Source organism: Candidatus Binataceae bacterium, assembly GCA_035308025.1.
Classification (GTDB): domain Bacteria; phylum Desulfobacterota; class Binatia; order Binatales; family Binataceae; genus JAJPHI01.
The window spans coordinates 1-19,662 of the sequence record DATGHL010000050.1 but is presented as its reverse complement, the minus strand read 5'-3'; the positions used below and the strand labels follow the sequence as shown (position 1 = coordinate 19,662).

The following is a 19,662-nucleotide window of genomic DNA, read 5'->3' as shown; positions in this document are numbered from 1 at the left end:
GCCGATGCAGCAGTCCCCCGAAGAAGAGATCGGCGGCGAGACTGGCGTCGTGGACGATCAGCGCGCCGGCCGCGCTTTGATTCTGCAGGTAGGCGGCGAAATTTTTGTAACTGCGCCCGGGGCCATGCGCGTAAAAGGTCTGCCCGAGCTCGGGGAACTGATGAACCTCGGCGACGACCATGCGGATCAGGCGGATGTAGCGCTCCGACAAAACCATCGCGAGATGCCGGCGCGCGATTTCCATCAGGGCGGCTGCGACGTCGAGCTGCTCGAGCCCCACGGTGTCGTAGTTGACGATTTCGTTCAGGAGCTCGTCGATGACGGTGGCGAAGAGGTTCGCCTTATCGCGAAAGCGCGCGTAGATGGTGGTCTTCGAGCCGCCGACGCGGCTCAAAATCTCGTTCATACTGACGGCGCCGTAGCCCTTTTTGAGAAAGAGTTTCATGGCTTCGCGGACGATCGTGCGGCTCTTGTCGAGCGAGACGCGCGAGCGCCGGGTTGAAACCGCCCGCTTGCCCGCGCTCGCGCTTGAATCCGGCTGCTTGTCGGCCCGTTTCGGCATATCACTTGACCTTGAGCGCCGCGCGCGATTGTCAACGCTGCGCCTCAGCGCCGAAACATAGTCCCTTCTCCGATTGGCAGTCCGAGGGCGTAACGGCGCAGCCAGTCGAGCGCCACCTGTGATGCCAGGAGTTTAATCCAGTCGCGCGTACCGCGCATCATATTGTACTGGCGCGAAACCTTGACGCCGTCCCCGACTAGCCCGATGCAGACCGTGCCGACGGGCTTATCGGCCGTGCCGCCATCAGGTCCGGCGATACCCGAGGTCGCGATCGCAACGTCGGCGCCCGCCCGCTCGCGCGCGCCGGCCGCCATCTCGAGCACGCATTGTTCGCTGACCGCGCCGTGCTGCTTGAGGGTCTCGGCGCGCACGCCGAGGAGCTGCTGTTTGAGCTCGTTCGAATAGGTCAGAAAGCCGCCGACAAAATAGTTCGAGCTGCCCGCGATATTGGTCAGCCGATGACCAATCAGACCGCCGGTGCAGGACTCCGCGACGGCGGCCTTGAGATGCTTTTCGGTGAAGAGCTTGCAGATCACCTCTTCCATCGAGGTGTCGCCTTCGCCGTAAATGAAGGCGCCGATGCGTTCGTTGACGCGCGCGGCCAGCTCGTCGAGCCGCCGCTCAGCCACGCCCGGCACATCCTCGACCATTACTTTCATCGAGATTTGCGGGAAGCTGGCGCGGAAACCGACCTTGCCCTCCTCGGGCTTGATCAGGCCGGCGACCATCTCGTCGAGTCCGGATTCGCTCAGCCCGAAGGTCTGGAAGATGCGCGTGGCGAAGACCTTGTCGTTGCCGCGCGCGCGCTTGATCCAGGGAATCACCTGCTCTTCGAGCATCGGTTTCATCTCGCGCGGAACGCCCGGCAGCACGATCAGATGTGAAGTATGAGTGGCCTGCGGCACCGCCATCCGGAAGCCCGGTGCGGTCCCAAGCTCGTTCCGAATGACCTCGGCGGTTTCGGGAAAGTCCGCCTGCTTGAGATTATTCTCGGGCATCGCGCGGCCAATCGAGGCAAACAGCCGCTTCATCTTGTCCACCGAGGGCTCGTCGCGCCAGAGCTTTTTGCCGGTGAGCCGCGCGATGGTCTCGGTGGTCAAATCGTCAGCGGTCGGGCCGATGCCGCCGGTGGAAACCACGACATCGCCGAGTTCCATCGCGGTCTTCCACGCCCATTCGAGCCGCTCGGGAACGTCGCCGACGGTCAGCACGGCAGCCAGATCGACGCCGATCTCGTGAAGCTTGTCGGCGATGTAGCTCGAGTTGCTGTCCACGACTTTGCCGGTGGTGATTTCGTCGCCGGTCGAGAGGATGACGGCCCGCTGGATCATTGGTGACTCCTCATAATAGGTACGCTGCGAACGCCAAACCGCTTCGCTCGCGGCTAGACGACGCGCCGAACTATCTGTAGCACGAGGTTGGCATAGATGGCTGCGGCCAAATCGTCAAGCATCACGCCCGTGCCGCCATGCAGGCGATCGAAATAGCTGACCGGCCACGGCTTGATAATATCGAAGGCGCGGAAGAGCGCGAAGCCGCCGAGCAGCACGAGCCAGCCGCCCGGGTTGAGAAACATCGTGGCGATCATGCCGAAGACTTCGTCGAGCACGATTTGCGCGGCGTCGTGGTCGGCAAAATCCTGCTCCGCCGATCCCGCGATGAAGCATCCCGCGACGAACAGCACGCCGAAGAGCATCAGGAAGGCGGCGGGCGAGCGCGTCCAGAGTGGCGCGCAGAGCCACCAACTCAGGAAGAGGCCGAGAGTGGCGCCGAAGGTCCCAGGCATCAGCGGCAAGTAGCCGAGATAGCCGCCAGTCGCGAGGAAGGTTACGAGCCTGCGCACGTCTCAGGCGACGCCAAGTTGAAAATGTTCCTGCAGACAGCGCTGCGCGGACGTCGCGACTTCAATTGCGGATCAGTTTGGGCGGACCGGGATAGGTTGTTCGTCGGCGTTGACCTCGACCGCGCGCACGCCGGCGACCTGGCGCGCGACGTCGCTGATGAGCCCGTCCCATGGCGGGACCAGCCCCGGGCCGTTGACCTGCACAACTCCCGCGGCGCATTGGACTTCGAGTGGCGAGCGGCCGATCTTGGGATGAACCATCAGGGCGGCGCGGACTTCGGCGGCAAGGGCGGCGTCGCGCAATTGCCGCCAGCTCTCGGGCGTCGCGGTGCGATCAATCTCCTCGGCGAGGCCGGCGAGCATCCCGGCCAATGTATCGAGCGGCAAAGCGAAAGTGTTGAGGACCATAGTGAAGTTGCCGGGCTCGTCCATATCGACGTTGAGCAAAGTCTGGATGCGTGCGCGCATCTCACGGTCGTAATCACGCACGCGGCGCTCGGCCACCGCTTGGGCGAGCTTCTCCTCGGCGGCAACGATCTTCACGCGTTCGCTGAATGGCGCCGTCAAGCGGACGCGCAAACCGCAGGCCGTGTCAGGCAGCATATGGGTCACCGAGCGGCCGACGACGACGAGACGGTCGGCGGCCATCTCCTTGAGCACCTGCGCGCGAAAAAACTGGACGAAGCGTTCGGTGTCGGTTTTCAGCCGTTCCCAGAAGTGTGGACGCCGTTCGTCGTTTATGACGGCATGCTCCGGCGGGATATGATAAACGCGCGAGGCCTCGGCGATCACCTGATCGCTGGTCAGGAAGCGATAGCCCAACCTTTCGGCGGTGAGCTTACCGAGTTCGAGATAGCGCGTGCCAATTTGCTGGGTCATCGCGATTATCGCCATGTTCGTCCCCTGTCAGACCGGTCCCCAAGGCGCATCTTAGGGCGATGTGGCGCTGACGGCAAACCGCGCGATGACCTCGTGATATGCGACAGCCGAGTCCGTACTTAGCGCCGGTTAAGCGGGCGGATCACGTGCTTCGCAAAGACCTCGATAGTTTTGCGAATGTCGGATACCGGCTGAATCGCGACCTGGTTGATCCCGGCTTTTTCCATCCGGCGGACCGCCGCGACGACCTCGTCCGGCGTGCCGGTCAGGGTGGTCTCGCGGATCATTTTCTCGGTGACCAGGCGCTCGTGCTCTTTTTTGAAGGTGGTCAGGTAGCCGGAGTAGAGCTTCAAATGACGGGTTTCAGCGGATTCGTCCGGCGCGCGATAGGCGTCGCGGAAGGTCAGGAGGTCGGCGCGGAGGTCGTCGGGTAGTTCGCCGGGCTCGTTAGCTGCGAGCGCGAAGAGATTCGACGCCGAGACGACGAAGGGTCCAACCGCGCGGCGCACAGCCGGCGATTCGAGTTTTTCACCGGGCCTGGTCAGATGCATCGTGGTCATCACCAGCGAGTAGATGCGTTTGGGGTTGCGGCCGGCGCGCTCGGCGCCCGCGCGCACCTTGCTCATCACGAAGTTGACGAGACTCGGCCCGACCGCGCCGAACATGATGACGCCGTCGGCGACTTCACCCGCCATCTCAAAGCTCTTGAGCCCGCTGGCGGCGGCGTAGATCGGAATCTTGTCCTTGAGATTGAGCCAGCCGGTTTTGGGATTCAGGAACTTGATTTGCCGATGACGCTCGCCCTCGTGGTAGGGGACGGTCTTGCCGGCCATCAGACCGCGACAGATGTCGATATGCTCGCGCATCTCGGAGACCTTGGCCGCGGGCATCCCGAGCGTGCGGCGGGCGGTGTTGCCGGTGCCGATGCCAAGGATGACGCGGCCCGGCGCGATGGCGTTGATGGTGGCCATCGCGTTGGCAGTCACGGGGGCGATCCGCGATGACGGGTTGGTGACGCCCGGTCCGATTTTGATTTTCTTGGTGTTGGCAGCGACCAGCGCCAGGGCTGCATAGACGTCGGCACAGAGCATCTGGCTGTCGTAAAGCCAGGCGTGCGAGAAGCCCAGGCGCTCGGCGAGCGCGACGTCTTTGTAGGCCTCGGGAGTGGAGAGAAACACAAAGCCGAAATCCATGATTACCTCCATGAAGCGGCGAGTCGCGGTGCGCGGTCAGTGCCAAGCTCGCCTGCTGGTTGTTCGTCAGCGTTCACGGCGTGACGAAGATAGCGAAGTGCGCGGCGGAAAACGATACTTCCCGGTACGCCTTGAACGCTGCCCGCGGCGATTGCGCTTACGCCGAGTCTCAGCCACAGATAAAAGCGTCACGCGGAGAGAATGCGGATGGAGTTTTCGGATGGGAATCGCTGACGGCAAACGCGCCCTGATCGCCGGGGTCGCCAATGACAAAAGCCTCGCGTGGTCGATCGCGCGCGAGCTGCACGCGCAAGGCGCCGAGATCGCGCTGACTTACCAAGGCGAAATCCTCGAGAAACGGGTGCGCCCGCTGGCGGAATCGATTGGCGCGCAGGTCGTCGGCGAACTCGACGTCGGCAACGATGCCCAGATCGACGCGGTCTTCGCCGGTCTCAAGGAGCTGTGGGGCGGGCTCGATCTTATGGTCCATGCGATCGCGTTTGCCGAGCGCGAGGATTTGCGCGATCGTTTCCTCACGGTGAATCGGGTCAATTTCTCGCGCGCGATCGAGATCAGCGCCTATTCGCTGGTCGCAATGGCGCGAGCGGCCGAGCCGCTGATGGAGGCGCGCGGCGGCGGCGCCATCGTGACGCTGAGTTACCTCGGCGCCGTCCGGGCGATCCCCAACTACAACGTTATGGGCGTCGCGAAAGCCGCGCTGGAAGCCTGCGTGCGTTACCTGGCGCTCGACCTCGGGCCGAAAAATATCCGCATCAATGCGCTGAGCGCGGCTCCGGCGCGCACGCTCGCGTCATCCGCTATCCGCGATTTCCACTCGATGGCGCACGAAGTCGAGGAGCGCTCGCCGCTCAAGCGGGCGATGAAGCCGGAGGAAGTCGGCAAGATGGCCTCGGTGCTGCTGAGCGACCTGTCGAGCGGCGTCACCGGCCAGACGGTATACGTGGACATGGGTTACAATATCGTGGGACTGTAGCCCTGCATTCTCATTTTCGGAGGAGGAATCGCGATGGCAATCATTCCGGTGCCGCAACTTTCGGACAATTACGCGTACCTGGTCGTGGATGATGCGAGCAAGGAATGCGGCGTGGTCGATTGCGCCGAAGCCGACAAGGTGCTCGCCGCAGTGAAGCAGCACGGGCTCAAACTGACGACGGTACTGCCGACGCATTACCACTTCGATCATGTCGGGGGGAACGAAGACTTGGCGCGGGCGATTGCAGGTCTCCGCGTTTACGGAGCGCGCGGCGAGCAGGGCCGCATCCCGGCGCAGACCGACGCGGTCGATGACGGCGATACCGTTGCGGTCGGCGCGCTCAAGGGTCGCGTGCTCGGGATCCCGGCGCATACGAACGGCCACGTCGCCTATCACTTTCCGCAGCTCAACGCGGTCTTTACCGGAGATACCCTGTTCATCGCGGGCTGCGGCCGCGTCTTCGAGGGCAAGGCGCAGACCATGGTGGATTCGCTAGCCAAGCTCGCAGCGCTGCCGGACGGGACGCAAGTCTATTGCGGCCACGAATACACCGAAAAGAATCTGCGTTTTGCGCTGACGCTCGAACCTGGCAACGCCGCGCTCAAGGCCAAATATGATTGGGCGCAGAAGGCGCGCGCCGCGGGCAAGTACACGATTCCCTCGACGATCGGCGAGGAGAAACAGATCAATCCCTTTCTCCGTACCGAAAGCGCAGAGCTACGCGCGAATCTCAAGAAGCTTGACCCGGCGATCACAGACGATCGCGTTGCGATCTTCGCCAAGACTCGCGAACTGAAAGATCGCTTTTAGGCAATTGAATGTTAATGTGGCTTTCGCCTGCTTTAAGCAGCTTCAAGGTCACCGAAATTTAGATCGCGAAAGGTTGACAGATAAGCGGAAACGATCCTAGTCTGGCAGGCACGCCGGGATCATCGCGTTGGGGAAAAAGCACGATAAGGAGCGCGCCAAGCGGTCAAAATCGGTGACCGGAAAACGGCGGCGCAAATCCGAAACGTCCGGGCCGCAAGAGATACCGGCAAGAGCTGTGAGCCTACAAAATACACAAGGAGGAACTGTTAAGATGAATCGTGATTTCGAATTCAAACAACTCTTGCGCGCCTACCGCTCGGGAATCATTACCGAAGCGACCTTCGAGAGCGAGATGGGAGCCCTTGAGAGTGGCTCGCCTGCAGCCTCGAACGGCGGCCACGGCTTCCGCGCGCTGGGCAAGACCTACGCGACTGAAAAAGAAGGCGTCGCTGCGATGCTCGATCGCTTCCGCGCCGGCGAAGCCAATGGTCAAACGGCCTTCGCTAACTGGTCCAAGGTCGTCAACACCGACTGCATCCGCAGCGGCATCCGCATGATCACGGAGCGGGAGGGTTATCATGCGCGGATTTTCGAGCGCCGGATGCAGGACTTGGGCCTCGAGTGCAAGGCCATGGTGAGCGCCGAAAGCAAGAAGATCACGGAACGTTTGAGTGATGCAAACACCTCTGACAATGAAAAGTTACTGTACCTGAACGCCTTGGCGCCCGACCCCGACGCCTTCTTCAAGCCGGTGTTGGAATTCGTCGAGGCGATCAAGGACGACCAAGAGACCAAGGAGCTGTTCAAGCTCTATGTGCAGGACGAACTGTCGTCGGCGAAGTGGCTCAACTACGCATGCGGAGCGCTCAATGGCGAGGCGGCAGCGGCGCAGCCCGCAGCGGGACAGATGTCCGCGCAGTCAGTAATCTAATCTCGGCAAACCGATAGCATCGAGGCGGGACGCGCAAGTGTCCCGCCTTTTTTTGCGTCTTGCGTCGCCAGGTGTTTTTCGCGCTCCGGGAGTGCTGAGCGGCGCTCGCCAAAACCGCGCGACTGTATTAGAGATGGGGCAGTTTCAACCGCTGGTAACGAGGGAGGCGCCAAGTGTCGATCAATACAGTCCTCGGAAAATGTGAGCCGCGCGAGCTCGGTTTCACCCTGATTCATGAACATCTCGCGGCCGGGATGCCGGGTTTTGAATTCGATACCGCGGGCTTCGACCGCAAGCGCGAGATGGCCAAGCTGGTCGAGCAGCTCAAGGAGATCAAAGGACTCGGCGTCAACAGTTTCGTCGATCCTTGCCCGATGGAGTTGGGACGCGATCCGGAATACGCCGCCGAGGCCGCGGACAAATCCGGGATGCGCGTAATTATCGCGACCGGAGTCTATAACGAGGCGCTGGGCTATCCGATGCATATGCGGATGATCGGCGCCGACGATATGGCGGAGATTTACGTGCGCGAACTGACCGAGGGGATCGGCCATACCGGGATCAAAGCGGGCATCATCAAGACCGCGACCGGCGGGGTGCCGGGCTGGACCAACGATACTGCAATCACCAAGCTCGAAATCAAGGCGCTACACGCCGCGGCGCGCGCGCACAAAGCGACGGGTGCGCCGATTCTGTGCCACAACAACGAGCTGGCGCCGTTTGGCCGCGAGACCCTCGACGTCTTCCAGGAGGAGGGCGTGGACTTCAACCGCGTGCTGATTGGACATGCCTGCGGTGTCGGCGACATGCGCTATTACTTCGATATTCTCAATCGCGGCGCGTGGCTGGGCTTCGATCGTTTCGGGATCGAGCCGATCGCGTCGGACAAGATGCGGCTGGCGTCGCTGTTTGGCCTGCTCGCGGTGGGTTACGATCGGATTATGCTGTCGCACGACGCGGTCGCTTGTTGGCTTGGGCGGATGACCAAAGGGGCGGAGGAGATGATCAAGGCGTCGCCCAACTGGAACTATGCGCACATCAGCAAGCACATCATCCCGGCGCTGCGCAAAGGCGGAGTCAGCGAGGAAAAAATTCACGCCATGACGGTCGATAATCCGCGCAGCTATTTCGGCGGCTAATGCGCGTTCGCTGAGAAATTTGTGAAGTAACGAAAAGATTGAAAATGGAAAAGATTTGAGCGAGACTTTGCTCTGGAAATCAGGAAAGCCTCAGGGAGGGTAGCGTTATGCACATAATGACTTTCTCGGAAAGGCCGTACTTCGACGTCCCTGAAGACGACATCATCGGCAACGGCAGCAGCTATTTCGGGCTGTCCAACACCGCCTTTGATCCGGTGCGCGGCGGCCAGCTCTACAATGAATACTTCGACGAGCGCGTCTATGCCGAGGAGCTCGGCTTCGACGGCGTGATGCTCAACGAGCACCATCAGACGCCGTTCTGCATGGGCTCGGTGATGGACGTCGAGGCCGCGGTGCTGGCGCGCATCACCAAGCGGGTAAAGATTGTGCTGCTGGGCAATCCGTTGCCGGTCGCCGATCCGCTGCGGCTGGCTGAAGAGCTCGCGATGATCGACATGATCTCGGGCGGGCGGCTGGTGCCGGGCTATGTGCGCGGCGCAGGTAGCGAGCAGATCGCCAACAATATCAGCCCGGCCTACAATCGCGAGCGCTTCAACGAAGCGCACGATTTCATAATCAAGGCCTGGACGACGCCGGGGCCGTGGCGCTACGAGGGCAAGCACTATCACTACCGCTTCGTGAACCCGTGGCAACTGCCGATCCAGAAACCGCATCCGCAGATCTGGATTCCCGGTCTAATCAGCCCGGAGACGGTGGTCTGGTGCGCGGAGCATCGGTATCCCTACGTCGCGCTATGCACGAATATCGAGCCGACGGTCGAGATGTCGAATCTGTACGCCGACACGGCGGCGCGGGTCGGGTATCAGGCGGGGCCGGAGAACTTCGGCTACCTGCAGACGATCGTCGTGGCCGAGACTGAGGAAAAGGCCCAAGAGCTTGGCCGCGGCTTCGTCTACGGCGGCGGTTTCGGCGCCTTCGCGCGGCCGGAGTGGATGTTCCCGCCGGGATATAACTCGAAAGAGGCGACCAAGCGGCTGGCCAAGCAGTTTACCGATCCGCGCACTGGCGCGGAGATCCTGCACTTCACGCCGGGCGAGGTGGATGTCGCAAAGGTCAAGGCGAGTATCGAGGCGAACTACCAGTCGTCGCGCGACCTTGGACTGATCATCGCGGGGACCCCGAAGACCGTGATCAAGCGTCTCCGCACGCTGCTCGAAACGCTGCGGCCCGGCATCATGGGCTTCTGGTACCATCACGGACCGATGACCGTGCAGGATCGGCGCAACACGCTCAAGCTGCTAGGTGAAGAGGTGATGCCGGCGGTGCGCGAGATCGCGAAAGAGCTCGGCCTGCCGGGACCCTTCGAGCAGAAGCCGGGCAGCCGGGCGCTGCCCGCGTCGGGCAAGCGCGACGCCGTGGTGAACTACAGCTCGGCGGCAGCCGGTCGTTGAGCGGGTGATGGATTGGAGGAGGCCGCAGCGCCCCCTCCAATTTCGACATCTCTATTTACTGAGTAAATAGTTTATCAAGGAAAGCGATTCGTGTTCACTTAGACGTTCATGGATATCGACCAGAATCGCGCCGCGGCATAGAGCGAATCGAATTGGGGATAGGTTTGTGAACTATCGCGAGATTGACAACGCGCTCACCGATCCGGGATTTTTCGTCGATAACAATCCGCATCCGCTCTGGCAACAGCTACGGCGCGAAGAGCCGGTCCACTGGACGGAGGGCCTGGTGCGGCCCTTCTGGTCGGTGACGCGCTACGACGACATCGTGACGGTGTTTAGCCAGCCCAATCTGTTCTCCATGGAACATATTATGTTCATCCCCTCGAGCCCGGAGATGGAGCAGATGACGCCCGAGATGTTGGGCGTTCGCCAGATGATGCTGATGACTGATCCGCCGCTGCATGGTGCGATGCGGCGAGCCTTCAACCGTCTGATGCTGCCGCGCGCGGTCGGCAAGTACGAAACCTCGGGCGAAGCGTTGGTGCGGGAGATTCTCGACGAGGTGATCGAGCGCGGCGCCTGCGACTTTGTGCTGGAAGTCGCGGCGCGTCTGCCGATGGCTTTCATCTGCGAAATCATGGGCATCCCGCGTCAGGACTGGTCCGAGATGTTCAAGTGGGGCAACATGGTCGCCGGCTTTGAAGATGCCGAGTACCAGGTTGAATCGGGCTCGCCACTCGAGACCCGCAGCGAGGGTAGCCGGAGAATCGGCGAGTACTGCACCAAGCGCTCGCTTGAGCGGCGCGGCGGCGATGGTGAAGACCTGCTGTCTGTATTGGGAAACGCCGAAATTAATGGCCGTAAACTGACCAACAGCGAACTCGCCCACAACGGCCTCTTGTACGTCGGGGCTGGGCTCGAGACCACGCGCAATGCAATCTCCGGTGGACTGCTTGCCCTCATACAGCATCCGGCCGAGCGTCAGCGATTGCTCGGCGATCCCTCGCTGATGCCGACCGCGATCGAAGAAATTCTGCGCTGGTCGAGTCCGGTCACGCATTTTGCGCGGACCGCAACGGCCGACAGCGAGTTGCGCGGCAAGCGGATCCGCAAAGGCGACGTCGTGGCGCTCTGGATTCCTTCGGCTAACCGCGACGAGGAAGTCTTCAACGATCCGTATCGCTTCGACATCGCGCGGACGCCGAACGAGCATATTGCCTTCGGTAAAGGCGAGCACTTCTGCGCCGGGGCGCATCTGGCGCGGCTCGAGTTGCGCCTGATGATGCAGGCGCTGCTCAAGCGGATCGATCAGATTGAGCTGGCGGGAAAGGTAGAGCGCTTGCGCTCGAACTTCCTCGCGGGCATCAAGCACATGCCGGTGCGCTTCACGCAGACTCACGCGGCGGCGTAGGTTACGGAATCTTGAACTTGCGCGCGATGGGCGGCCGAGGTATCGGCCGCCCATCGCGTTTATCGGGCGCGCGCTATTTGAAAGCCTTGGTCACGAGTTCGGTATCGAGATACTCGGTGACTTCCTGGACCTTGCCGTTGGCGATCTTGAAGACCTGGCAATAGGTGTTGTTGTAGGTCCCGCCGTGTTTGGTGTTGGACTTGCCCCGTCCCTGCATCGCGACGTAATCGCCCTCGGCGATGAAGTTATCCGGGGTGATGGTCAAGCCACCCTCGAGTTGCGCCGACAGCGGCATCAAAACCTTGCTGACGAATTCCTGCTTGCCGTTGAAGGTGCCGGAAAATTTGGTGGTCCCGCAGATTGTGAAGCGAACATTATCGGCCATCGCGCCGAGGAAGGCCTCGCCGTTGCCCTTGGACAGTTCGGCGAACATGTTGCGGATCAGTTCTTTGTTTTCTGCAGCGCCCATAGCAATCACCTGCCTTTAACTTTTCTCGCCGGGCAAACGCTCCGGCTCGCGTGAGAGTACGCCCGCTCGCGTCGCGCCGTCAAAGGTTGGGACGGCTTTGACGTTTGGCCGCATCGGCGTTAAGAAGCAGAAGACGGAATTATTAGCTTTGCCGCCGGCGCGCGGCCTTAAGAATGAGGGGTAAGCAATGCCACGAGTCAATTATATCGAAAAGGCAGCGGCGTCGCCGGAGATGCAAAAGCTCTACGATGGCTTCGAGTCGCAATTTGGACTCGCTGTACCTAACGTCGTGAAAGCGCTGGCCAACAGCCCCGGTTTAGCCGCCAAAGTGTTCCCGCTCGCGAACTATTTCATGAACCAGTCGGCGCTCGATAAACGTGTGCGAGAACTCGCCGTCCTGATGTTGATGAAGCGCTGCAACTGCGAGTACGGCTTCGTCCGGCATATCGACATCGCCAAGCGCTGCGGCTTGAGCCAGGAACAGATCGATGACGTTGGAAACTACAAGACGAGCGCGCGCTTTACGTCCGACGACAAGGTAATTCTGCGCTATGCGGAGGAACTCACCCTGAATGCGCGCGTCGATGACGAACTTTTTGCCGCCGCCGAAAAAATTGTCGGCAACAAGGCGAACATGATCGATCTCACGGGCGCGATCGCGTTTTGGAATATGATGGCGCGCAATCTCAACGCGCTGCAGGTGACACTCGAAAAATAGTATAGGCGGACCGCCACGATTGGGGCTCGCGGCGGTCCGCGGTCAGAGAACTTCTAGGCGAGTTTGCGCACGCGCTGATTCGCCTCGCGGCCGAGGCACTTCTGCAGCCAGGCCTGCGCGGCCGGCGTGGAGCTCATATCGAGCTTCACCAGCGTCGCGAAGCTGAGCACCGCCGCGACGTTGAGGTCAGCGATCGTGAAATCGTTGCCGAGCAGGTACTCGCGGCCCTTGAGCTGATCGTCCAGCACTTTGAGCGGGGCCTTGAGCGCGGTCGTAGCGGTTTCGACGGCCTTGTTGTCGCACTTGTCGGGCGGCATAAAAAGTTTATTGACCAGAATCGTCATGAGCGAGGGCTCGATCTCCGTCATGGCGAAAAAGCTCCACTTGATGGCGTCGGCGTGGCCTTCGGCGGTTGACGGCCACAGCGGCGCCTTGCCGTACTTCTCGGCCAGGTAGAGGTTGATCGCCATAGACTCCCACACCACGTGGCCGTCGTCTTCGAGGACCGGGATGTGGCCGTTGGGATTGAGCTTCATGTGCTCGGAGCTTTTGGCCATGGGGACTGCGGTCGGGACGTGTTCGTATTTCACGCCGATCTCTTCGATTGCCCAAAGCGAGCGCGCTGCGCGCGATTTGGAAGTGCCATGTAATTTCAACATTTGCGTTCCTCCGGTTATGTCGCTTCTTAGCGCGAAAGCTGCCGCCGCACAAACCGCGCGGATTGATCAGCGTACCAACGCCGGCGCAGTGACCGCGGCGAGTGCGTCACGATCGAAGGTCATCACGAGCAAGCGCATAAAGGTGTCGCCCTGCGGAGCGCCGGAGAGTTCCTTCGGATAAGGAAATAAAATCTTTGACGCATGGGCTCGATACTTTTCGATCAGCGGCTGCAACGCATCATACGAGCCGACAACGCCGACCGCGATTTTGCCGTCGGGTCCGGGACCGAGATAGAGGCCGTTATTGGTGCGCACGTCGCGATCAGTCACCCAGTTCGGCGGCAGCAGGCGCAGCTTCTGCGCGCGTAGGGGGGTGAGCGTGGAGAGATCATTGCCCGCGACGAGATAGCCGCGAGCGGCCGTAAGCAATGCCACGAAGCGCGCTTCGGCGTTGGCCTGCTCCATCGCGAGAGCTGAGACGCCGCGATAACGCGCCATCCAGGCGGGGCTCGCGCGATAGAGCCAGATACCGCCGGTATGTCGCGGCGCCGGATCGATCGCCGCGAGCATCGAGCTCCACAGCTCGCGGTGGGCGTCATCGACGACCACGACACTCGCGTCATGCGCCGTCATGAAGGCGGCGAGTTGTGCGGACGCATCGGGAAGCAGCGTCGCGGTCATGAAGGCGTTGACGATCGGCCAACGTTCAAACTCGCGCGGGGTCAGTCCGGTGTAGCCCCCGGCCATCCGGAAGTAGAATCCAGCCTCCGCCTGCCAAAGCATCGTGTTGCCCCGGATGCCGAAGGGGAGCGCGACCACCGTCTCATCGCGTCTGAGCATCGCTGCATATCCGCGCTGCGAAAATAACTGCGGGACATTAGCGCGCGCCGTCCAGATTGCGGCGTCCAGATTGGGCAGCATCGATAGTAGAACTAAACCAGCCGCCGCCACCCGCCAGCCTCGCGAAATCCTGCGATCAGCAAGCCAGAGTGCGACGATCACGCTCGCGCTCAAAAACGCATAATTCATGAAGCGGCCGGGCAGCGCGCTCTTAAGGATCGGGACGTGCGTCATGAGCTTCCACGGCATCGCGAAACCGCTCCAGCCGGCGACGCGTAGTCGCGGTCCGAGTGCGCAAATCGTCACGATGACGAGCGCACTGATCAGCCAGCGCGGGGTGCGCTCGCGCCGTTGCGTCAAGCCGTAGTGAAAAATAACAATCAGGAGAGGGAGGCCAAGATAGGCGCTCCGTTCACCGAGATTGCCGGGAAAACGGTTGGCGATATTTTGCCACAACGGTATGCGTCCGAATTCGGCGGTGCGCGTCGGCACGATCAGGTTCGCAAGATCGGCGGAATAGCCGCCGGGTGAGTTGATCGCGCCGTGCGGGATGCCCGGCCAGACGAGGTAATAAAGATATGGGTAGAGCATGATTAGCGACATTGCGGCTGCCCATGCGAGCGGTCGCACGAGGCGCAGGAGCGCGCCGCGGCCGGCCCCGCCGGCGCTCGACCATCCGAGAAGCAAACCGAAGGCGCCGAAGATCGCGACCGTCGCGGCCAGCTCGATCGAGCAGAGAAATTGCGTCACCAAGGCCGTCGCGAGCAGCGCTACGAACTTCACGGGAGCGATCGCGTCGGTGATCGCGAGAAATATCAGCAGCGCGATGAGCGGCGCCGGAAAGACCAAGGTCAGATTCAGGTGCCCGCCGATTAGCTGCCCCAGCAGATAAGGCGAGAAGCCGAACAGATAACCGCCCAGCGCGGATGGTAGCCAGGCACCGGTGAGTCGGCGGCAAAGTATGAACGCGCACCAGGCGGCCAAGGCCGGCGCAGCAAGACCGATGAGGTTGTAAGCGACGACTGGACCGGCGAACGCGGTGAGCGGCGCGCCAACGATCGCCGCGAGCGGCATCCCGCCCGACCATGCGAGATCGAAGCCGGCCGGCGCCCAGACCAATCGGCAGAGAAACGGATTCAAGCCATGCCGGATCGCGTAGGGCCACCACGCCATCGCCCACATCAGGAAGGACGCATCGCTGCCCGGACCGAGATAGAGATTATTGAGCCCGCCGGTCAGCGAACGCCCGAAAAAAATCAGCGCCAGCGCCGCATACAACGCGAAGGCAACAAGGCCCGCGCGGTCTGCAAATCGACGAAATCGGCTCATTCGCCAGCGCCGCCAGGCACCACCCGATTCCCGGTTTTAGCGCGACAGCGCTTGCGTCGAGCGGCAGGCTGCGCCAGAAGAGTTCCATCCCGCAGCGGACCGCAACCATGACGACACCATCCAACGCGCAAGGGAATGCCGGGGCGGTCAGCTCGGAGGCCGAGTTGCTCGAATTGCTCGAGACGCTCTACAACTCGCGCAACCCGACGCGGCGCTGGCTGCATTGCACGCGGCGCGACTGGGTTATCGCCAAGCTGCGGGAGTGCGCGCGTGAGCGGCCGGGGCGTGCGATCGAGGTTGGCTTCGGCGCAGGAGTTTATCTCCCGGCGTTGGCGGAGAGCTATCGCGAAGTGGTGGCGACCGATCTTGACGAGTCCCATCTCGCGCACGCGCAGCCGCTGCTGGCGCGCTATCCGAATCTGCGCGTCACCACCGACGACATCACGGCCTCGCGGCTGCCCGCCGGCGATTTCGATCTCGTGCTGTGCAGCGAAGTGATCGAGCATATCCCGGATACGCGCGGCGTAATCGCCGGGCTGCGCCGGCTCCTCGCGCCGCAGGGGATACTGATTCTCTCGACCCCGCAGCGCTACAGCCTGATGGAGCTGGCGTGCCGGATCGCCTTCCTGCCGGGCATCATCGATTTGGTGCGTAAGATTTACGGCGAGGCGGTGTTCGAGACCGGACACATCAACTTGATGACGGCGCGAGCGGTTGCGGCGGCAATTGAGGGCGCGGGCCTGGAAATTCGCGAGCGCTTCAAATCGGGCCTCTACATTCCAGTCATCGCCGAGTTCGGCGGTCCGCCCGGGCTGCGACTCGCCGAATGGCTCGAGAAGCGGCTGCGTGCGGGACCGCTGAGTTTTGCGCTGTGGACGCAGTACTACGTCGCGCAACTTTCCCGGCCGGCGGCTCGCAACGAACATATAGGCTAGGGTTTCTGCTCGACGAGCAGGCGCGGTCCGTTGCTGTCGACCGGATCTGAAGTGAGGATTGGGGTCAGGCAGGCGCGATCGGATTCAGGCAGCGCATCGAAGCGCTTGCGCCGAATCACGAGATACGGCGGAAAAGCTCCCGCGGCGCCGCAACGGAAGTGGAACACCGGCGTAATCGGGCGCGGCGAATAGAAATAGAGATCGCAGTCTTCGATCCCGATATGGCCGATTGTCGCGCCGGCCGGAACGAGGTCCATAATCTCGCGGGTAAACGGCGCGAGCGTCTCGCGTGCGGCCAGCGCCGGCGTCATGACGCCGAACCAGAAGCGCGCTCCGGCGAGTGCGATGAGCAAAATGCCGAGGGCCGCCTGCTCTGGAAGACGCCGCGTTGATCCGCGAACAATCACCAGCACGCCGATCAGAGTGATCACGATCCAGTTGAGCACGCCGTAATGATGGGCCGCGGCGAGCTCGCCGAAAATCGCGAGATAACGCTGGTCCGTGGGATGCAAGACGATCGGCAGATGGTCGGGCAGGCCGCGCATCAAGACCGTACCGCCGGCCGCCGCCAGGAGTAGCGCGCAGAGCCCGATCGTGAGGCTCGCCGCGGTGAAAAGCGGCGTCGTCCAGGGTGGTGTCGGAGCTTCCGCGCAGACCAGCGAAATCAACCACCCGAGCAGCGCCGCAAGCGGCGGAAAGGCCGGGAGAATATAGACCGGGCATTTGCCGCGCGACGCAGAAAACAGGATGAAGACCCCGCCAAACCAGCATAAAGCGTAGATGATCGGTTCGGGAATCGTGCGGCCACGTCGCGGCCAAATGGCGGCGGCCAGCGCGGGAATCAACAGGCTCCAGGGAATGAAGCCCGCGACGATTTGCGGGCCAAAATACCAGATCGGATGGACACAGTAGTCCGCGCCGCCGGCCTCGGCCGGAACAAATCGGCTCACCAGATTCATGCCGATCTGCCAGCGTAGGAATTTGGCGCCTGCGATTTCATAGCCCGCGACGTACCACACGAGCCCGATCGCCAGCCCGGCTGCAAAGGTGATAATGAAGTCGGCGCGGAACAGCTCGGCCCAACGTCGGCGCACCAGCAGATAGAATCCGGCGGCGACGCCGGGCAGCGCAATTCCGAGGATGCCCTTGGTGAGGCAGCCAAGGCCGATCGCCACCGCGGCCGCGCCCATCCATACGATGCGCCTCGTCGCGATCCCGCGCTCGAGTGCGATCGCAGCCGCGGTGACGAAGAGCGCAAGCATCGAGTCCATGCGCGGCTGCCGCGCCGCGTCCAGGAAAAAATGGCAGAGCAATAATGCGGCTGCGCTCCAAAACGCCGCCTCACGATTCAGCCGGCTCAGCATCCAGCCATAAAGGATCGCGCAGGTCAACGCCGCGGGAAGCAGCGCCGGCAGCCGCAGGGCCAGCTCCGTCCATCCAAGCATGCGGACGGCGACGGCGGCGCTCCACCAATAGAGCGGCGGCACGTGAACCATCGGACCCGGAATGAAATGGGGCAGGATGAGGTTGCCCGCCAGCACGTCGCGCACCGCGCCCGACTCGCACACCCCGAGCTCTTTGGTGAAGGGCGCGGCCGGCGCGAGCGTCAGCAGGATGGACAACGCGCCGAGGAAAACTGCCGCCGCTTCGACACCGATCCGCTGTGCTCCGGGACGGTTGGTCATCTGGATGCGGTCTCGTCGATGTGGTGATGGCCGGCGGCGCCCGTCAGGCGCGGGCGAGCGCGATCAGCGAGACGCCAAGCGGAACACGCAGGCGGCCGACGACGAAACGCTCCACGGCGTAGAGGTGAAACAGCACATGATTGAGGATAGCCGGCGGCATCGCGAGATCGTGGCGGCCGTCCGCGGCGCCCGCGCGTCCCGCGATCACTTTACCGAGCAAGCGCGCGGCGGCGATCGCCGGCAGCAGGATAAAATTGCAGTGGCTCAGGTAGCTGACGTTGAAGCCCGCGCCGGTTAGCATCTGGCGCAATTCCGTCGCGCGATACCGCCGCCGATGATGATGCGTGAGATCGTGCTCGCTCCACAATTGCGGAAGCGCCGGCACGGTCAACAGGAGCCAGCCGCCAGGCGTGAGTCGCGCACGTACGGCCCGCAAGGCGCCGGCCGGATCATCAAGATGCTCCAGCACGTCGGTCATTAGCGCCAGATCAAAACGGGTATCGCCGAATGGGATGTCGTCCGGCAGCGTGCCGCGCGCGAGCGTGGCGAGGCGGCGCGAAGCGGCAAAGCTCAAGGCCGAGACGTCGGCATCTATGGCGAAAAGTTTGCCGCGCCGCGCGAGCATCGGGAAGTTGCCGCCCGTGCCGCATCCGGGTTCGAGGATTTGCGCCGCCGCGGGCAGCGCGAGGCGGTCGATGAGACGCTCGCAAATTGCGCGGCGCGCGGCGAACCACCAATGCGCATCTTCGACGGCCGCCATGCGCGGATAAAGACTCGGATCCATCGGTCAGTGTTTCGTCGTCAGGTTTTGGGGTTTTCGTTCTCGAAGCCCCAACGCTCGCGGACGAGATACAGCGGACGGCCCTTGACCTCGTTGTAGGTGCGCGCGAGGTACTCGCCGATAATGCCCAGCGAGATGAGTTGGACGCCGCCGAAGAACAGTACGGCCACCATGATCGAGGCGTAGCCGGGGACGTCGATACCGCGAAAGATTTTCAGGCCGGCGAGAAACAGCGCGTAGAGAAATGCGAACAAAGAGATTATGACGCCGAGGTAGCTCCAGACCTTGAGCGGCATCGAGCTGAACGAGGTCACCGCGTCGAGCGCGAAATTCCAGAGCCGCCAATAACTCCACTTCGAGCTGCCGCCACTGCGCTCCGGGCGGTCGAAGATCACCGCGGTCTGGCGAAAGCCGACCCAGGCGAAGAGCCCCTTCATGAAGCGTGTGCGCTCGGGCAGGCGGATCAGGACGTCGACCACGCGGCGATCGAGCAGGCGGAAATCGCCGGTGTCACGCGGCATCGGAAAATCCGAGATGCGATCGAAGACCCGATAGAAATAACGCGCGCTGGCGCGCTTTAAAAAACTCTCGCCCTCGCGCTCGCGGCGGGTCGCATAGACCACGTCGAAGCCCTCGCGCCACTTCGCGACCATCGCCGCGATCAGCTCGGGCGGGTCCTGCAGGTCGGCGTCGATCGGCACCACCGCGGCGCCGCGCGCATGTTCGAGTCCAGCGCTGAGCGCGACGTCCTTGCCGAAGTTGCGGGAAAGGCTGACCACCCGCAGCTCGGGCATCAGGGCGCGCCGCGCGAGTAACAGGGCGAGGCTGGCGTCGGTGCTACCGTCGTCCACGCACACGATTTCGTAGCTCATCTGCAGGCCGGCGAGCACGGTCGTGAGACGGGCGAGCAACTCGTCGAGCACCTGCGCTTCATTATGGATTGGCGCGACGATCGAGATTTCGACCGGCGACCGCGGAGGATCGCGGGCTGGAACGGAGACGATCACGGGAAGCGCCGGCGTCGCCATGCTAGGGCGTCAGCCCGCGGCGCCGTGTCGCGTAGAGATCGTAG

The 19,662-nt window shown here is 62.5% G+C and carries 19 protein-coding genes; 8 read left to right on the top strand and 11 right to left on the bottom strand.

Going from position 1 to position 19,662, the window contains the following annotated elements:
- The 5 genes from VKS22_15560 to VKS22_15540 all read right to left on the bottom strand — a co-directional run.
- On the bottom strand, positions 1 to 562 hold a 562-nt coding region (locus VKS22_15560; GenBank protein HLW72029.1), incomplete at its 3' end, for a TetR/AcrR family transcriptional regulator.
- A gap of 44 nt (positions 563 to 606) precedes the next feature.
- Complete coding sequence (locus tag VKS22_15555) at positions 607 to 1,893, bottom strand: competence/damage-inducible protein A (GenBank protein HLW72028.1); 1,287 nt, start codon at positions 1,891 to 1,893, stop codon at positions 607 to 609.
- Between the two features lie 53 nt (positions 1,894 to 1,946).
- Positions 1,947 to 2,405 (bottom strand): phosphatidylglycerophosphatase A, encoded by a 459-nt coding sequence (locus VKS22_15550; protein HLW72027.1) that lies wholly within the window; start codon positions 2,403 to 2,405, stop codon positions 1,947 to 1,949.
- Positions 2,406 to 2,477: 72 nt separating this feature from the next.
- The gene (locus VKS22_15545; GenBank protein ID HLW72026.1) at positions 2,478 to 3,284 is read right to left on the bottom strand and encodes a cytidylate kinase-like family protein; all 807 of its coding nucleotides are present in this window, start codon (positions 3,282 to 3,284) and stop codon (positions 2,478 to 2,480) included.
- Positions 3,285 to 3,403: 119 nt separating this feature from the next.
- Positions 3,404 to 4,477 carry an LLM class flavin-dependent oxidoreductase gene (locus VKS22_15540; GenBank protein ID HLW72025.1) on the bottom strand — a complete coding sequence of 358 codons (1,074 nt, stop codon included), beginning with the start codon at positions 4,475 to 4,477 and terminating at the stop codon, positions 3,404 to 3,406.
- A 220-nt stretch (positions 4,478 to 4,697) separates the two neighbouring features.
- Between VKS22_15540 and VKS22_15535 the strand changes: the two genes are divergently transcribed.
- The 6 genes from VKS22_15535 (at position 4,698) to VKS22_15510 (ending at position 11,174) form a co-directional block, all read left to right on the top strand.
- Entirely contained in the window at positions 4,698 to 5,471 is a 774-nt protein-coding gene (locus VKS22_15535; protein ID HLW72024.1) for an enoyl-ACP reductase, read from the top strand.
- Between the two features lie 33 nt (positions 5,472 to 5,504).
- The gene (gene gloB, locus VKS22_15530) at positions 5,505 to 6,281 is read left to right on the top strand and encodes a hydroxyacylglutathione hydrolase (protein ID HLW72023.1); all 777 of its coding nucleotides are present in this window, start codon (positions 5,505 to 5,507) and stop codon (positions 6,279 to 6,281) included.
- 271 nt (positions 6,282 to 6,552) lie between these two features.
- Positions 6,553 to 7,212, top strand: coding sequence for a hypothetical protein (locus VKS22_15525; GenBank protein HLW72022.1), 660 nt, complete (start codon positions 6,553 to 6,555; stop codon positions 7,210 to 7,212).
- 173 nt (positions 7,213 to 7,385) lie between these two features.
- Entirely contained in the window at positions 7,386 to 8,351 is a 966-nt protein-coding gene (locus VKS22_15520) for a hypothetical protein (protein HLW72021.1), read from the top strand.
- 107 nt (positions 8,352 to 8,458) lie between these two features.
- Positions 8,459 to 9,763, top strand: coding sequence for an LLM class flavin-dependent oxidoreductase (locus VKS22_15515; protein HLW72020.1), 1,305 nt, complete (start codon positions 8,459 to 8,461; stop codon positions 9,761 to 9,763).
- A 166-nt stretch (positions 9,764 to 9,929) separates the two neighbouring features.
- On the top strand, positions 9,930 to 11,174 hold the full coding sequence (locus tag VKS22_15510; GenBank protein HLW72019.1) for a cytochrome P450: 1,245 nt from the start codon (positions 9,930 to 9,932) through the stop codon (positions 11,172 to 11,174).
- Positions 11,175 to 11,247: 73 nt separating this feature from the next.
- Here the strand turns inward: VKS22_15510 and VKS22_15505 are convergent, their stop codons facing one another.
- Positions 11,248 to 11,643, bottom strand: a complete 396-nt coding sequence (locus VKS22_15505; GenBank protein ID HLW72018.1) for a nuclear transport factor 2 family protein — start codon at positions 11,641 to 11,643, stop codon at positions 11,248 to 11,250.
- 187 nt (positions 11,644 to 11,830) lie between these two features.
- On the opposite strand from VKS22_15505, the gene VKS22_15500 reads away from it, so the two are divergent.
- Entirely contained in the window at positions 11,831 to 12,361 is a 531-nt protein-coding gene (locus tag VKS22_15500) for a carboxymuconolactone decarboxylase family protein (protein HLW72017.1), read from the top strand.
- Positions 12,362 to 12,414: 53 nt separating this feature from the next.
- On the opposite strand, the gene VKS22_15495 is transcribed toward VKS22_15500, so the two are convergent.
- Together VKS22_15495 and VKS22_15490 are read right to left on the bottom strand one after the other, a co-directional pair.
- Positions 12,415 to 13,020: a glutathione S-transferase family protein gene (locus VKS22_15495; protein HLW72016.1), complete on the bottom strand. Its 606-nt coding sequence runs from the start codon at positions 13,018 to 13,020 to the stop codon at positions 12,415 to 12,417.
- Between the two features lie 66 nt (positions 13,021 to 13,086).
- A complete protein-coding gene (locus tag VKS22_15490) occupies positions 13,087 to 15,189 on the bottom strand; it encodes a hypothetical protein (protein HLW72015.1) in 2,103 nt (700 codons plus the stop codon).
- Positions 15,190 to 15,296: 107 nt separating this feature from the next.
- Here VKS22_15490 and VKS22_15485 point away from each other — a divergent pair, with 107 nt between their 5' ends.
- Complete coding sequence (locus VKS22_15485) at positions 15,297 to 16,124, top strand: class I SAM-dependent methyltransferase (protein ID HLW72014.1); 828 nt, start codon at positions 15,297 to 15,299, stop codon at positions 16,122 to 16,124.
- On the opposite strand, the gene VKS22_15480 is transcribed toward VKS22_15485, so the two are convergent.
- From VKS22_15480 to VKS22_15470, 3 genes are read right to left on the bottom strand one after another with little or no spacing between them, the layout of a single operon-like run.
- On the bottom strand, positions 16,121 to 17,809 hold the full coding sequence (locus VKS22_15480) for a glycosyltransferase family 39 protein (protein ID HLW72013.1): 1,689 nt from the start codon (positions 17,807 to 17,809) through the stop codon (positions 16,121 to 16,123). The two genes, VKS22_15485 and VKS22_15480, sit on opposite strands and share 4 nt — an antisense overlap.
- Before the next feature lie 43 nt (positions 17,810 to 17,852).
- On the bottom strand, positions 17,853 to 18,593 hold the full coding sequence (locus tag VKS22_15475) for a class I SAM-dependent methyltransferase (GenBank protein ID HLW72012.1): 741 nt from the start codon (positions 18,591 to 18,593) through the stop codon (positions 17,853 to 17,855).
- A 17-nt stretch (positions 18,594 to 18,610) separates the two neighbouring features.
- Positions 18,611 to 19,618 (bottom strand): glycosyltransferase family 2 protein, encoded by a 1,008-nt coding sequence (locus VKS22_15470; protein HLW72011.1) that lies wholly within the window; start codon positions 19,616 to 19,618, stop codon positions 18,611 to 18,613.
- Positions 19,619 to 19,662 lie beyond the last annotated feature (44 nt).